Source organism: Flagellimonas marinaquae, assembly GCF_003992675.1.
In the GTDB taxonomy this organism is placed as follows: Bacteria; Bacteroidota; Bacteroidia; order Flavobacteriales; family Flavobacteriaceae; genus Flagellimonas; species Flagellimonas marinaquae.
Genome location: NZ_RZMZ01000013.1, coordinates 122538 through 136716 on the forward strand (window position 1 = coordinate 122538; position 14179 = coordinate 136716).

Sequence of the window (14179 nt, forward strand, 5' to 3'; positions counted from 1 at the left end):
GGTTATTGAATTCGTACTTTAGCTCCGTTGTAGAGTTTTCCTTCTGCCGATACGATGTACTGGTCTCCTATGGACAGGCCTGACAGCACTTCTACTTCGTCACCGAAATTCTCGCCCAGTCGTAACCACCTAAGTAAGGCAACATTATCTTGGCCCAAAGTATACACCCCTGTCAACTGCCCTTTATGCACCAGGGCTTCGGACGGAACGGTCACAACCGTTTTACCTTCACTTCCGTTTTCCGCCTCGAGCCTAACGGTGGCATACATACCTGACAAAATCTTGGCGCCTGTTTTGTCCAATGAAACTTTCATCACATATTGTCCGCCCGTATGTTGCGCGGATGCACTGAGTTCGGACACTTTACCCGTAATCGTGGTATTCAATGCTTTTACCAGAATGTGCGCTTTGGTACCCACACTTATTCCTGAAATGTTGTTCTCAGCCACTTTGGCCTCCACCTCAAATCCACCGGGAGACTCTACGGAAACCAGCGGGACCCCTGGGTTCGCCATATCGCCTTCATCAATGTAAGTGTTGGTAACCACCCCACTGAAGGGCGCACGAATATTGGCGTAGGCAAATTGGGAGTTCACCTCGTTCTTCATTTGGTTTGCGGCTTCCAATCGAGCTTTGGCCATTTCATAGCGGGCCGTCATATCATCCAGCTCTTTTTGGGAGGCACTGTTTTCTTTAAAAAGGTTTTGGAACCTTTCATAGTCCTTTTTTGCATTGTTGAAAGCCACTGTTGCTTCAGTAATAGAAGCTTCAACTTGCGCTTTTTTAGCGCGCAGGTCCACATTGTTGATGGAAATCAAAAGATCTCCCTTGTTTACCTTCTGACCTATTTTCACGGGAAGGTATTCCACATAGCCCATCATTCGGGTACTTAGAGTGGCGCTGTTCACCGCTTTTATTTGACCACTTCCGGCCAAGATCGCTGAGCTATCGCCCATATCCACATTGGCAACGGTTACCGGAATTGCCTCTGTGTTGTCCTCAGTCTGTTTTTCGTCGCTTCCACATCCCATTAGTAAGAATGCCAAGGAGGCGGTTAGTAGCAAACTTTTATATATCGTATTGTTTTTCATCTTGCAATTATTCTTTGGTTAAAAATGTTAATAAGGATTGTGCTTGATTGTATTCAAAAATGGTCTGATAATAGGCCAATTGCTTTTCGGCATAGGTGGCTTCGGCCATCAATAAATCGGTTGTTTTCTCCAAGCCCTCTTTGAATCGGTTGGTGCGTATCCTCAATGATTCTTCGGATTGCTCCATAGCCAATTTTGAGGTCTGGAGCCTGCTTTCTGCATCTTCGACCATCCGTTTGGTGCGTTGAAGCTCCATAGAACTTTTGGCGACGTACTGTTCGTATTCCTGTTTTGCTTTTTCATAACTTGTTTTGCTCTTTCCCACTTTGGCAAACCGCTGGGAACCTTTAAAAACATCCCAGCTCAAACTTGCCCCAATAATGTATCCACTGGCATCGGCCTGAAAGATTTGATCATCGTACATTTCGTAGCTGGCGAATGCATTCAACCTTGGCATGAAGGTCATGTTTTCCGCCTTCATGTTGGCTTTGTATGCTTCTGACACTAAATCCATGGCTTTCACATCTGCCCTATTTTCCAGTGAGCCTTCCGAGTTTTCAACTAGGTTGTATGGTACCAGTTCTTCGGAAGGTTTGTAGACCACATCACCCTGTTCATTCATTAAAAATGATACATAGTCAGATGCATTCTGGACATTGCTCTTGGCCGTTTTTAATTGATCGGAAACCTCGGTGACCCGAACTTTAACTTCCAACAAATCCGATTTTTGAAGCAAGCCTTGATCATAGCTGTTCTGTGCCATATTCAAGTTAGCATTGGCAGCTTCAAAAGCTTTTTCCAAAACCGCTACAGCTCTGTGGGCCAGTTGTAATTGCCCAAAGGCCTTCCTAGCTTCAAAGTCTAAATAATCCCTAGTGCGCATGGCTTGGAGCTCTTTGGCTTCCATCGTCGTCTTTGCCGCTTTGCGTTGGTAAAACCCGTCCAAATTGATCAATGGTTGTTCCACCGAAACTATGGTAGCATAGTTTTCCACCTGATCTGGATCGTTTAACAGGGCTGGGTTAAAATCGGCTTGGGTCAAGATGGCTTGGTTCAGTTTAGAACCAAAAGCCATTAATGGGTTTGTGGTGGCCAATCCGGTATGCGACACAGCGATCTGTGGCAAAAAGATGGAATTGGAGAACCTATAGTCGTATTTGGCCATTTGGGCTTCCTGCTCAGAAACCTTTATGCTTGCATTGGATTCCTGGACCTTGGCCAATACCTCTTCCAACGAAATCTGTATATGGTCTTGGGCGAGTACCGCTTGCATAAGCCCGAACGCAATAAAAGTTAAAATATGCCTCATTGGTAATATCATTTTGAGGCAAAATTATCATGATACAACTACCTGCACAGTAACATTAGTTACCATGGCGCATATATAAAAAAAGGAGGCACAATGGCCTCCCTATTTATTTAACTATCAGAAGAATAAATGGTTCAATCCCTTTACTATTGGGGCTTGGACAAATGTAGACCCGTTTAGGATGGTTTATTTTTGTCGCTGTTCATCATGGCAAAAACAGCTATGACCAGAACTACGACCACCAGTGCAAACACACCTATCATCCAGATGCCGTTTTCCCATGATACCAGTGGAATATTGATTAATGATTTCACGATGTATTGGTTTTAAGTTTGGTCCAAATGTACAAGCTTCGTGTTTTTGAAAATATGATAATTCTCATATAAAACAATCTCATCCCAGATGAATGCTATACATTTTCTCCTTTAAGCATCTTATTCCAATATAAATACGGCAATCCATATTTTTTTAGCATCCAAAGTCTCCAATGCTCTTTTTCGCTATTAAAGACCAACATGCGTTTCAACTTGGGATCTGGAATAAAGTTATTGTTGTAATCAAACTCGGCCAAGGTCATTTTTCCATAACCAGTAACCAAAGGACATGAAGAATAACCATGGTACGAAGCATTATTGGCCGCTTTGTGATCCAACAATTTCAAGAGATTATCCACCACTACGGGAACCTGCTTTCTAACCGCGGCACCTGTTTTGGCCGTAGGCAATGCCGCAACGTCTCCCAGACCAAAAATATTGGGGTACTTAAGGTGCTGCATGGAATGATGGTCCACGTTCAACCAACCTGATTCATTGACCAATACTGAATCACGGATAAACTTTGGCGCTGCCTGTGGCGGAGCCAAGTGCAACAGATCAAAAGGTACGCTGATGTCCACATCCCCCACCATGGTCTCTCCAAGCTCGTTGTCTTCGTTGATGATACATCTGTTCTCCTCTGGAGCGGTATGACTGAAATGGACAATTCGATTCTCCACATCAATTTCTTTGGGGGCATAAAAAGGCTTAAAGTGAATACCGTACCTATCGATTACTTTCATAAGGGTCTCACGAATTTCCTTAACCCCGAAAATAACTGTTCCCGGTGTAGCAAAAATCACATTGACATCCTTTTGTAGACCTTGCTTTCTGAAATAATCTGCCGCTAAGTAAGCTATTTTCTGAGGGGCACCGCCACATTTAATTGGTGTGGTAGGTTGGGTGAACAATGCGTTCCCTTTTTTAAAATTTCTGATGGTTTTCCAAGTATGTTCAGGGTCTATATAGTTGCTACAGGCCACTCCCTGGTCCAATGCTTCGGGCAGACCTTTGATCATACTTGGCTCCATGACCAAGCCTGGGGCGACCACCAAATAATCATAGGTGATATCCCCACTGCTTTCTGTTGAAACCATATGCTGTTCTGGGCTAAATCCTGTGGCTTTATCCTTTATCCAATCAACCCCTTTGGGCATAACCTCCGCCATGGGTTTAGCAGTCTTTTTAAAGTCGTAAGCTCCAGCACCCACAAGTGTCCATGCGGGTTGGTAGTAATGGGTTTCAGAGGGTTCTACAATAGCGATGTCCAGCTTTTTGTTCTTTTTCAATAATTGGGCAGCCGTCATAATTCCAGCAGTTCCTCCCCCAATAATCAGAATTTGATAATGTGACTTCATGTTTGTTTATTTAAATCTATTTAGGTAAAATATTGAGGAATATCATAATAATTTGTAACCAAGGTTACATACTTATCAATTTGAAGCCTATTTTATATGAAGATTATCATTTTTAATAAAAAAAAGCCGCTCTAGTAAGAGCGGCTTTTCATATCAACCAACCAAAAAACCTAATTCTTGACCTTGCATGTATTTATCCCGATGAGGGTGTACAAAGGGCAAAAACTAATAAAACTTGTCAAAACAAATATAGCCGCCAAAGCTAACAGCACATAAGCAAACGTTCCTGTGATTACATTAAAGTAATACAATGCTCCTACACCTAGCGCTAGGATAATCCTGATTGTACGGTCTGCACCGCCCATGTTTTTTTTCATAATGGATAGTTTAAGATTAGCACCATACAAATTACCAAAAATTGGCTCAGCTTGCATATCCTTTTTTGATTATCAAAGGATTACTCCAAAAGTAAGGTTTCATGGAATCAACCATAGTAACCTTGGTTACATAGATGGTATTTATTTTAAAGTATTTTTGTGACCGAATAAGTTTTATGCTATTTGCTCGACAAATTTGGAGTATGTTCGACTACTTGGATGCCCTTATCACTGGTTTTTTAGGAACGGTTCACTGGACATGGAGGTCCATTATTTTCGATGTTCCCTGGTACACTAATTATTTCTGGGGATTGATTATCATTTCCCTTGTGGTTTGGGGTTTGGAAGTTCTTTTTCCTTGGCGTAAAGAGCAGCCTATTTTCAGAAAGGATTTCTGGCTGGATGCCTTCTACATGTTTTTCAACTTTTTTGTGTTTGCCATTGTCATCAGTGGAGTTTATAAAGTATTAGGGGTTTTATTTTCCTACATGGGCATCAATGCGCAAACTTTGGCGGTTGTGGATATGGCAAACTGGCCCCAGTGGTTGCAATTGCTCCTCTTTTTTGTGGTGCTCGATTTTGTGCAGTGGTTTACCCACGTATTGTTGCACAGATATCCCTTTTTATGGGAATTCCACAAAGTGCATCATAGCGTAAAAGAAATGGGATTTGCAGCCCATCTGCGTTTTCATTGGATGGAAAATATCCTTTACAAACCACTAAAAACTTTGGGCGTGATGGTTCTGGGCGGTTTTGAGCCGGAACAGGCCTATATTGTACATTTTGCCGCGATTGCTATTGGACATTTTAACCATGCAAACATAAAATTGACCTATGGCCCATTAAAATATATATTGAACAATCCGGTGATGCACCTGTACCACCATGCCTACACCATCCCCAAAGGCTCTCACGGGGTCAATTTTGGCATCAGCCTAAGTGTTTGGGATTATCTCTTTAAAACCAATTATATTCCGGAAAGCAGTGGTCAAATCGAATTGGGGTTCCCTGGAGATGAAACTCTTCCCAAAGGGTTCTGGGGCCAATTGACCTATGGTTTCAAAAAACCAAAAAAGGAAAATTAATCTCCTTTCTTCGGCGCATCAAAAACAATACTCCAGATACCCCGTACTTCGTCAGGCCCATAACCTATAGCCATATCTTGGGGATACAGTTCGGATAGGCTTTCGTATACTTTTGGAGTTATTTGTTGTTCTGGGGTTCCGTGGCAGTTCAAACACATGGTGTTGGTTACGATGGGATAATAGAAGTATACTTTTCCGTTCTCTTCCCTAAGAATGGGTTCAACCGACAAACCTTTTGAAACCTGAGCCTTGAACGTTTCGATGTGCGCCAATTCAATCGGATTAGCCTGATTATTGGGGTTTCGGGGTTTATCCGATACTCTTTTGATTCGAGCATTGAAGTTGGTGGACATACTATCAGTCAATGGGTAGGCCTTTTCATTGCAAAAAACTAAGGCCGCTTCCACTCCTTCATTTTGAATTGTGCCCATTAGGTTTTTACCAAGGACTTTTTTCGTTTCCAAGGCGTAATGCATCCCTAATTCCTTGGCATCAGTTTCAACTTGGGAAACTTTTGGTTTTGTACCACGGTTGTAAAGCGAATCCCCTTTGCGGTCCATCCAATGGGATTTGAACCATTCAGGTTCCTCAATTTGGTAATCGAACATGTACTCGGCAATCTTTCTTACCTCATCTTCTGGAAACTGTTGGGCCGGCATCAATCCAAACCTTCGGACAGCACCACGCATTTGTGTCTTGTCCTCAGACGGTGATTTCACAAAGGCCTGAATGGCATTCACAAAAGCGTCCCGTTCCTTATAATTTTCCAAATAATGGGCCTTAATCGCTACCATTGGGGGGCCAATACGTTGTCCGTTCTGGGGTGCGGACGGATTATGGCATAGGTAACATTGATTCTCCATCAATACTTTCCCTTCCTCTAGTTTAGAGGCGTTTTGCGCCATCGGTTCAGAGACTTCTTCGTCCGAAGTTTTTGGTCCCTGTTTGCAGGACAGCATTAGTAAAAAGACGGTTATGGAAATCAGGAAAAATCTCATGAGTTGGACATTTTACCACTAGCACAGCTTACAAACGATTTTGCCTTGTCCATAAAACCGTTTTCATCATCTATTGTGGGATAGCCCATGCGCTTGAGGGCCTCTTTAACTAAGGAAGCCTCATCGGCGCTTTGATGGTCAAAGCTAACCGATGAGCTGTCCTTCTCCACAATCACCTCTTTAATTTCTTTTATGCCTGAAAGTTTGTTGGATATGGTCTTTGCACATCCGCCACACTTTAGATTTTGCACTTGAAACGTTGTTCTCATCCTATCTTGTACATGGGTTAATAACTCCAAGAACTGTATCCTCCCCTTAGGTCGTAAATTTTGGAAAAACCAAGTTCCACCAATCTTTTGGCTGCCCTTTGACTTCTATTCCCGGATTGGCAATAGATGTATAGGGGCATATCCTTTTTCATTTTGGCAAAGGAAGCATCGAAAGTAGACCCTTGGAAAAAGTCGATGTTCTTGGCTCCTTTAATGTGACCGGACGCAAACTCTCTTTTGGTCCTCACATCTACCAACTGTACTTTTCCTTTGGAAATGGCTTCTTTATAAGCTTCCCGGTCCAGAATCTCGATTTCATCCGGTAAGGTTTGTTCTTTGAACAAAAAGCTGAATATTGACATAGTATCATTGTTTTGAGGTACTAAAGTATCCCAAACAACCTATGTGGTCAGTAACGATGGTTACACAAACCTAACTTTTTTGAGGTTTTTCCGAGGACTCCCTTATTTCAAGGTAGTGGGGCACACATAATCGGTAACAGGTATGCCAGCTTTTTTGATATCCGCAAAACCACCTGCAACATCCACGAGATTATGGATTCCCCTACTTTTCAAAATTGAGGAAGCAATCATACTCCGGTATCCACCAGCACAGTGCACATAGAAGGTCTCCTTTTCTGGAAACTCGGATAAGTGATCGTTGATATAATCCAAAGGGGTCAAGTGGGCATTTTCCACATGCTCGGCTTGGTATTCAGTTTCTTTTCGAACGTCGTACACCGGCACTCCATTTTCAATCCGTTTTTTCAACTCTTCGGCACTCACGCTCTCCACCGTATCCACTTCCTTTCCAGCAGCTTTCCAAGCTTCAATTCCACCTTTTAGATAGCCTAAGGTATGGTCAAAACCAACACGTGACAATCGGGTGATAGTCTCCTCTTCCCTTCCTTCTGGAGCTACCAAAAGAATAGGTTGCTTTACATCGGCTACCAGTGCTCCTACCCAAGGGGCAAAGCTACCGTCCAACCCAATAAAAATAGATCGTGGCACGTGACCTTTGGCAAAGTCATCTTGATGACGTACATCCAGCACAATGGCACCTGTTTCGTTGGCCGCCACCTCAAAAGCTTCCGGTGTTAGGGCCTGGGTTCCCCTTTCCAATATTTTGTCGATATCCTCGTAGCCTTCCTTGTTCATTTTTACATTGAGGGGGAAATATTGAGGTGGTGGCAGTAATCCATCCGTCACCTCTTTGATAAATTCATCCCGGGTCATATCCGCTCTCAAGGCGTAATTCATTTTCTTCTGATTGCCCAATGTGTCCACCGTCTCTTTCATCATGTTCTTTCCGCAAGCAGACCCGGCACCGTGGGCTGGATAAACGATTACGTCATCGGCCAAGGGCATAATTTTGGTTCGTAGGCTATCGAACAAGGTTCCTGCCAACTCTTCCTGTGTCATGTGGGCCGCTTTTTGCGCTAAATCTGGTCGGCCAACGTCGCCCAAGAATAAGGTGTCGCCACTAAATATAGCGTGGTCCTTCCCTTTTTCATCACGTAACAAAAAGGTAGTACTTTCCATGGTGTGTCCCGGTGTATGCAGGGAAACAATGGTAATATCGCCCAATTGGAACTCCTGTCCGTCTTCCGCAATAATCGCATCAAAAGAAGGTTCTGCGGTGGGACCGTACACTATGGGTGCTCCCGTTTCCTTGGACAGGGTAAGGTGTCCACTCACAAAATCGGCATGGAAGTGGGTCTCGAAAATATATTTGATCTTTGCCCCGTTCTCCTTGGCCGTTTTTATGTAGGGGTCAACCTCTCGTAAAGGATCAATTATGGCGGCTTCGCCATTACTTTCTATGTAGTAGGCACCTTGAGCCAGGCATCCTGTATAAATTTGTTCAATTTTCATCTCTTGTGGTTTTTATCAAAAATACGATTCTACATCCTAAACTTTGGTGACCAAAGTTACAAAGTCTTGGTCTTTGATTGTAGGGACACTTTTTTCTGTATGTTGCTCAAGGCCTTTGGATTATTGCAACAATCCACGGCATCATAGGTTTGTGCAAATAGGTTTTCCTCTCCCAAAATATCGATGATACCACTGGAATAGAGGATATCCCTTGTTGGGCCAATGGCTCCGGCAATCAAAAACTCAATTCCGTTCTCCCGAAGTTCCAAAATAATTCGTTCCAACATTACGGCAGCACTACTATCAATATAATTGATGGGTTCCGCATTGAGAATGATGAACTTGAGATTGGGTCCTTTCTTTTCAATCTGTTGATAGAGTTGTTTTTTGAAATAATCTTTGTTCCCAAAGTACAGTTGTGCGTCAAAACGAATGATCAGCTTGTCCTCAGATACCTCAACATCTTCGGAAAAACGATTTACGTTTTTAAAATACGTAGTGCCTTTGATTCTTCCCAAAACCGCTATGTGGGGATTGGAAATTCGATAGACCAGCAATAAAAGGGAGAGCAATACCCCTAGAATGATGCCCTCTATCAAACCAATGAACAGGGTCATTAAAAAGGTGGCTATCAACAATAAAAATTCGTCCTTCCTATTCTTCCAGAGTTGCAACGGATACCTCAAATCGATAAGTCCAAATACCGAAACAATAATAATGGCCCCCAGCACTACCGTGGGAAGATTGTAGAATAGCGGTGTCAAAAACAATAAAACCCCAGCCACCAAAAGTGCACTGAAAACCAATGCCATTCCTGTACGTGCCCCGGAATGGTCGTTAATGGCGGTTCTTGAAAAGCCTCCTGAAACGGAAAAAGACTGAAAAAACGATCCAAAAATATTGGACAAGCCCAATGCACGGAGTTCTTGATTGGGGTCCAACTCATATTCCGGGTGGCGTTCCTCCACGGTTTTGGCTATTGAAATGGATTCCATAAACCCAAACAGGGCAACCGTGATGGCTATGGGCAAAAACTGTCCCATATGGTCCCATTGTATACCCGGTAGTTGAAAACTGGGCAACCCTTTAGGTATTTCCCCGACTATTTTTATGCCTTTGGCCTCCAATCCCAAAAGGGCTACCGATGCTATCCCCAAAACAACGACCAGCAAGGGAACGGGCAATTTTTTATTTAGTTTTTTTAGCCCGATAATCATCAATATCACCAAAATCCCAATGCCCAAGGTCAGGGGCTGAATATCCGCTAGGTGACCAAAAATACTTCCCAAGAGCACATAGATTTTGCCCGATTGCGGTAAATCTACCCCAAGAATATGCTTTAATTGTCCAAGACCGATCAAAATCGCGGCCGCAGAGGTGAATCCGCTGATAACGGGTTTGGACAAAAAATTGACAAAAAAGCCCATTTTTAGAATGCCCAGCAACAGCTGGAAAAGCCCGATAAGAAGTGTCAAGAAGAGCACCGCTGCGATATAATCCTGTTCACTGGTCAATTGCATGGCCCCTATCCCTGCGGCAACCAACAAAGAATCCATGGCCACGGGACCTACGGCCAGCTGTCTTGAAGTTCCCGTAAGCGCGTACACCAATTGAGGCACCAGTGCCGCGTACAATCCATAGATGGGCGGCATCCCTGCAATCATGGCATAGGCCATCCCCTGTGGAATCAATAAAACACCAACGGTAAACCCAGCCACTAAGTCGCCGTACCATGTTGAACGGTCATAATGGGAAATCCAGGTTAAAAAAGGAAAAATCCTTTTGAGCATGCAATAGGTTTTATACAAAAATAGGATGCCCGATGGTAATCATCAGTAACACAGGGCACAAATCTACAAATCCACTACGTGGATGTAGTTTCTGTGGAGCACCAACTTTTTCATCTTCTCCAGCTTCTTCAACAATCTGGAGATCACCACCCGTGAAGTGTGCAAATCATAGGCGATTTCTTGGTGCGTGTTTCTAATACGGTTATCGTTGGTGACCTCGACCTTCTTTTTAAGATAATCCACCAAACGTTGGTCCAAGTTTTTAAAGGCAATGCTATCCACGGTCTGCAATAACTCGTTGAGCCTATTTTGATAACTATCAAAAACGTAGTTGCGCCAACCTTTGTAGTTGGCCATCCATTCTTCCATTTTTTGAACAGGAACCATCACCAATCGGGTATCGGTTTCGGTAAGGGCCCTGATTTCGCTTTTCGTATGTCCCATACAACAAGCCATGGTTACCGAACAGGTCTCCCCTTGTTCCAAATAGTACAGAAGCAGTTCATCCCCTTCTTCATCCTCTCGCAATACTTTTATGGCTCCGGACAATAGTAAAGGCATACTCCTTATGTATTGGCCAATATCCATAAGGGTCTCCCCTGCAGGTACCTCCATTAATTTACCCGTTTCGAGAATTTCATCGATCAGGGGCTGTTCAAAATAATTGCCAAATGTTGCTACGAGCTCTTCTTTCATGTTGTAAAAATACACTGTTCTAAGGTAACCATTTTATGAAAAATGAAACATCCCTAATCTGCCATGAGAATGCAACCAAGAATCATTAAGTACATTGATCAAACCCAATTATATCTCCGCTAACCTTCTTATGGCAGTTCTCAGAGTTTAGCCCCCTTTTTCAAATCTGCAGCAGCAAACGGTTAGTATTCTAAATGTTGAATTATTGCAACAATAGGGCACACTTCATAATAATTGGCTATTTTCAATGCCACTTTACTATGACCATATGTATTGGATAGGTTTTGACATCGGTAGTTCTTCAATAAAGGTCGCTTTGATTGCAGCCGATACCGGTGCAGTAGTCGACTTGGTACAAGAACCTAGTACAGAAATTCCCATTAATGCCCCAGCGATTGGCTGGGCTGAACAAAATCCCGAATTATGGTGGACTTATGCCTGCAGGGGAGTCCAACGTATCCTTTCCAACAACAACCTAGCAGATCATACTATCAAGGGTATCGGCATTTCCTACCAGATGCACGGGTTGGTGATTGTGGACAAAAACCTCAAACCTATTCGACCCTCCATTATCTGGTGCGATAGTAGAGCAGTGGACACAGGGGAAAAGCTATTCCAAAGTGCGGGAAAGGAAAAGTGCATCGACCGACTATTGAACATTCCCGGTAATTTCACCCTCTCAAAGCTCAAATGGGTCAAGGACAACGAACCCGAGAACTATCAAAGGATTTACAAGTTTATGCTCCCAGGGGACTATATCGCCCTTCGCCTGTCTGGCGAGTGCACCACTACCCCCTCGGGACTTTCCGAAGGAATCCTTTGGGATTTCAAGGAACATCAAATCGCCAAATGGCTATTGGAAGAAGCAGGAATCGACCCGTCCCTGGTCCCTGAAATCCGTCCCTCGTTCTCGGAACAGTGCAGGGTCGGTAAAAAAGGTGCAGAAGAATCAGGACTGCCCGAGGGCATCCCGATCATGTACCGTGCCGGGGACCAGCCTAACAATGCTTTGGCCCTCAACGTGATGGAACCGGGTCAAGTTGCTGCAACAGGAGGGACCTCCGGGGTAGTCTATGCCGTCTCCGGACAGCAAACGACCCAGGAACATACCCGCATCAACAGCTTTGCGCATGTCAACCATACCAGTGACACTGCCCGAATAGGCAAGTTGTTGTGCATCAACGGAACGGGCATCCAATATGGTTGGATCAAAAACGAACTGACCCAAGGGCTCTCATATGACCATATGAACCAAATGGCGGAAAAAGTGGCCATCGGATCTGATGGTCTTTCCGTGCTTCCCTTTGGCAACGGTGCGGAGCGTATGTTGGAAAATCGTGGAAAAGGTTCCCGTATCCTCAACCTCAATTTCAACGTCCATAAAAAATCCCATCTGTTCCGAGCGGCCCTGGAGGGCATCGCCTTTGCCTTCGTGTACGGGATGGAGATCCTGCAGAACGATGGGGTGGACATCGGTTCCATCAAGGCGGGCAACGACAATCTCTTTAGGGCCGGTATTTTTTCCAAGACCGTGGCGACCCTTTCCAATAGCAGGATAGATATGGTGGAGACCACTGGTGCGGTGGGAGCAGCAAGGGCCGCGGCCTATGCATATGGATACTTTGCCAATATTGGCGAGGCGACATCTACTGATGCCGTGCAGCTGACATACGAGCCCGAAAACAACATCAATGAATACCAAGAGGCCTACCACATTTGGAAAGATGCTTTGAATGAATATATGGATTAATGGAACAAGCATATTATGATCACAACAGGAGACAAGGAATTTTTTAAGGGAATCGGCAAGGTACAGTTCGAGGGAAGGTCCTCGGACAATCCCTTTGCCTTTAAGTATTATGATGAGAACAAAAAAATGGGTGCAAAGACCATGAAGGAGCACCTCAGGTTTGCCATCGCCTACTGGCATACCTTCACGGGCGTGGGAGTGGACCCCTTCGGGGCACCGACCATGGACTTTCCCTGGTTGAAAAGCACCGACCCCATACAACAGGCCAAGGACAAAATGGATGCTGCCTTCGAGTTCATCACCAAGATTGGGGCACCCTATTTCTGTTTTCATGATTTCGACCTGATCGATGAAGGGGAGACCTTATCGGAGTCCGGAAAAAGATTGGACATCATAACCGACTATGCCCAAGAGAAAATGAAGGCCTCCGGGGTAAAATTGCTCTGGGGAACGGCCAATTGTTTCAGTCATCCGCGCTATATGAACGGGGCTGCTACCAATCCTGATTTTGATGTGGTTGCCGCTGCCGGAGCACAGGTAAAGAACGCCCTGGACGCCACCATCAAACTGGAGGGCGAAAACTATGTCTTCTGGGGCGGAAGGGAAGGCTATATGTCCCTTTTGAACACAGATATGGGACGTGAACAGGACCACATGGCCCGTTTCCTCCACATGGCGAGGGACTATGCCCGAAAACAAGGATTCAAAGGGACCTTCTTCATCGAACCAAAGCCCATGGAGCCCACCAAGCACCAATACGACTTTGATGTGGCGACCGTAATCGGTTTTCTTACCAAATATGACCTTTTGGACGATTTCAAACTCAACATCGAGGTCAACCATGCCACCTTGGCCCAGCATACCTTTGAGCACGAGCTGCAAGTGGCCGCGGACAACAATATGCTGGGCAGTATCGATGCCAACAGAGGGGATTACCAGAACGGTTGGGACACCGACCAGTTCCCCGTGGACGTTTACGAACTGGCTCAGGCCATGTTGGTCATCCTCCAGGCCGGCGGATTCCAAGGTGGGGGCATAAACTTTGACGCGAAAATACGGAGGAACTCCACCGACCTCGAGGACATCTTCCATGCGCACATCGGGGGAATGGACGCCTTTGCAAGGGCCTTATTGGCCGCAAACGATATTTTGGAAAACTCCAAGTATCTTAGCCTACGTAAGAATCGCTATGCTTCCTTTGATGCTGGTTCGGGAAAGGCATTTGAGGAAGGCCAGCTTTCACTGGAAGACCTTTACGCCCATGCCAC

General features: G+C 44.6%; 14 protein-coding genes. 3 read left to right on the top strand and 11 right to left on the bottom strand.

Annotated features, from left to right (window positions below; all coding sequences use genetic code 11):
• Nucleotides 1-2: 2 nt before the first annotated feature.
• The 5 genes from EO130_RS07480 to EO130_RS07495 form a co-directional block, all read right to left on the bottom strand.
• On the bottom strand, nucleotides 3-1091 hold the full coding sequence (locus EO130_RS07480; protein ID WP_127140902.1) for an efflux RND transporter periplasmic adaptor subunit: 1089 nt from the start codon (nucleotides 1089-1091) through the stop codon (nucleotides 3-5).
• A gap of 7 nt (nucleotides 1092-1098) precedes the next feature.
• Nucleotides 1099-2400 carry a TolC family protein gene (locus tag EO130_RS07485; RefSeq protein ID WP_127140903.1) on the bottom strand — a complete coding sequence of 434 codons (1302 nt, stop codon included), beginning with the start codon at nucleotides 2398-2400 and terminating at the stop codon, nucleotides 1099-1101.
• A 176-nt stretch (nucleotides 2401-2576) separates the two neighbouring features.
• Nucleotides 2577-2714 (bottom strand): hypothetical protein, encoded by a 138-nt coding sequence (locus EO130_RS15420; RefSeq protein ID WP_164732895.1) that lies wholly within the window; start codon nucleotides 2712-2714, stop codon nucleotides 2577-2579.
• A gap of 95 nt (nucleotides 2715-2809) precedes the next feature.
• Nucleotides 2810-4072 (bottom strand): NAD(P)/FAD-dependent oxidoreductase, encoded by a 1263-nt coding sequence (locus EO130_RS07490; RefSeq protein ID WP_127140904.1) that lies wholly within the window; start codon nucleotides 4070-4072, stop codon nucleotides 2810-2812.
• Nucleotides 4073-4242: 170 nt separating this feature from the next.
• Nucleotides 4243-4506: a YgaP family membrane protein gene (locus EO130_RS07495; protein WP_313781289.1), complete on the bottom strand. Its 264-nt coding sequence runs from the start codon at nucleotides 4504-4506 to the stop codon at nucleotides 4243-4245.
• 146 nt (nucleotides 4507-4652) lie between these two features.
• Between EO130_RS07495 and EO130_RS07500 the strand changes: the two genes are divergently transcribed.
• Nucleotides 4653-5534: a sterol desaturase family protein gene (locus EO130_RS07500; RefSeq protein WP_127140906.1), complete on the top strand. Its 882-nt coding sequence runs from the start codon at nucleotides 4653-4655 to the stop codon at nucleotides 5532-5534.
• Here the strand turns inward: EO130_RS07500 and EO130_RS07505 are convergent.
• The 6 genes from EO130_RS07505 to EO130_RS07530 all read right to left on the bottom strand — a co-directional run bounded on the left by EO130_RS07505 (nucleotide 5531) and on the right by EO130_RS07530 (nucleotide 11161).
• Entirely contained in the window at nucleotides 5531-6532 is a 1002-nt protein-coding gene (locus tag EO130_RS07505; protein WP_127140907.1) for a Tll0287-like domain-containing protein, read from the bottom strand. The genes EO130_RS07500 and EO130_RS07505 overlap by 4 nt on opposite strands.
• Complete coding sequence (locus EO130_RS07510) at nucleotides 6529-6801, bottom strand: heavy-metal-associated domain-containing protein (protein WP_127140908.1); 273 nt, start codon at nucleotides 6799-6801, stop codon at nucleotides 6529-6531. Before EO130_RS07510 ends, EO130_RS07505 begins: the two co-directional genes overlap by 4 nt.
• A gap of 17 nt (nucleotides 6802-6818) precedes the next feature.
• The gene (locus EO130_RS07515) at nucleotides 6819-7163 is read right to left on the bottom strand and encodes a rhodanese-like domain-containing protein (protein WP_127140909.1); all 345 of its coding nucleotides are present in this window, start codon (nucleotides 7161-7163) and stop codon (nucleotides 6819-6821) included.
• A gap of 102 nt (nucleotides 7164-7265) precedes the next feature.
• The gene (locus EO130_RS07520) at nucleotides 7266-8675 is read right to left on the bottom strand and encodes an MBL fold metallo-hydrolase (RefSeq protein WP_127140910.1); all 1410 of its coding nucleotides are present in this window, start codon (nucleotides 8673-8675) and stop codon (nucleotides 7266-7268) included.
• Nucleotides 8676-8731: 56 nt separating this feature from the next.
• The gene (locus tag EO130_RS07525) at nucleotides 8732-10465 is read right to left on the bottom strand and encodes a SulP family inorganic anion transporter (RefSeq protein WP_127140911.1); all 1734 of its coding nucleotides are present in this window, start codon (nucleotides 10463-10465) and stop codon (nucleotides 8732-8734) included.
• A gap of 63 nt (nucleotides 10466-10528) precedes the next feature.
• Complete coding sequence (locus tag EO130_RS07530) at nucleotides 10529-11161, bottom strand: Crp/Fnr family transcriptional regulator (protein WP_127140912.1); 633 nt, start codon at nucleotides 11159-11161, stop codon at nucleotides 10529-10531.
• A 268-nt stretch (nucleotides 11162-11429) separates the two neighbouring features.
• On the opposite strand from EO130_RS07530, the gene EO130_RS07535 reads away from it, so the two are divergent.
• Nucleotides 11430-12911: a xylulokinase gene (locus EO130_RS07535; protein WP_127140917.1), complete on the top strand. Its 1482-nt coding sequence runs from the start codon at nucleotides 11430-11432 to the stop codon at nucleotides 12909-12911.
• A 15-nt stretch (nucleotides 12912-12926) separates the two neighbouring features.
• The coding region (gene xylA, locus EO130_RS07540; protein ID WP_127140913.1) for a xylose isomerase at nucleotides 12927-14179 on the top strand (1253 nt) is incomplete at its 3' end.

Coding starts and splice junctions, on each gene's coding strand:
- EO130_RS07490 (WP_127140904.1), bottom strand. CDS start 4,072: ATGAAGTCACATTATCAAATTCTGATTATTGGGGGAGGAACTGCTGGA.
- EO130_RS07505 (WP_127140907.1), bottom strand. CDS start 6,532: ATGAGATTTTTCCTGATTTCCATAACCGTCTTTTTACTAATGCTGTCC.
- EO130_RS07530 (WP_127140912.1), bottom strand. CDS start 11,161: ATGAAAGAAGAGCTCGTAGCAACATTTGGCAATTATTTTGAACAGCCC.
- EO130_RS07500 (WP_127140906.1), top strand. CDS start 4,653: ATGTTCGACTACTTGGATGCCCTTATCACTGGTTTTTTAGGAACGGTT.
- EO130_RS07495 (WP_313781289.1), bottom strand. CDS start 4,506: ATGCAAGCTGAGCCAATTTTTGGTAATTTGTATGGTGCTAATCTTAAA.
- EO130_RS07535 (WP_127140917.1), top strand. CDS start 11,430: ATGTATTGGATAGGTTTTGACATCGGTAGTTCTTCAATAAAGGTCGCT.
- EO130_RS07520 (WP_127140910.1), bottom strand. CDS start 8,675: ATGAAAATTGAACAAATTTATACAGGATGCCTGGCTCAAGGTGCCTAC.
- EO130_RS07510 (WP_127140908.1), bottom strand. CDS start 6,801: ATGAGAACAACGTTTCAAGTGCAAAATCTAAAGTGTGGCGGATGTGCA.
- EO130_RS07480 (WP_127140902.1), bottom strand. CDS start 1,091: ATGAAAAACAATACGATATATAAAAGTTTGCTACTAACCGCCTCCTTG.
- EO130_RS07525 (WP_127140911.1), bottom strand. CDS start 10,465: ATGCTCAAAAGGATTTTTCCTTTTTTAACCTGGATTTCCCATTATGAC.
- EO130_RS07485 (WP_127140903.1), bottom strand. CDS start 2,400: ATGAGGCATATTTTAACTTTTATTGCGTTCGGGCTTATGCAAGCGGTA.
- EO130_RS07515 (WP_127140909.1), bottom strand. CDS start 7,163: ATGTCAATATTCAGCTTTTTGTTCAAAGAACAAACCTTACCGGATGAA.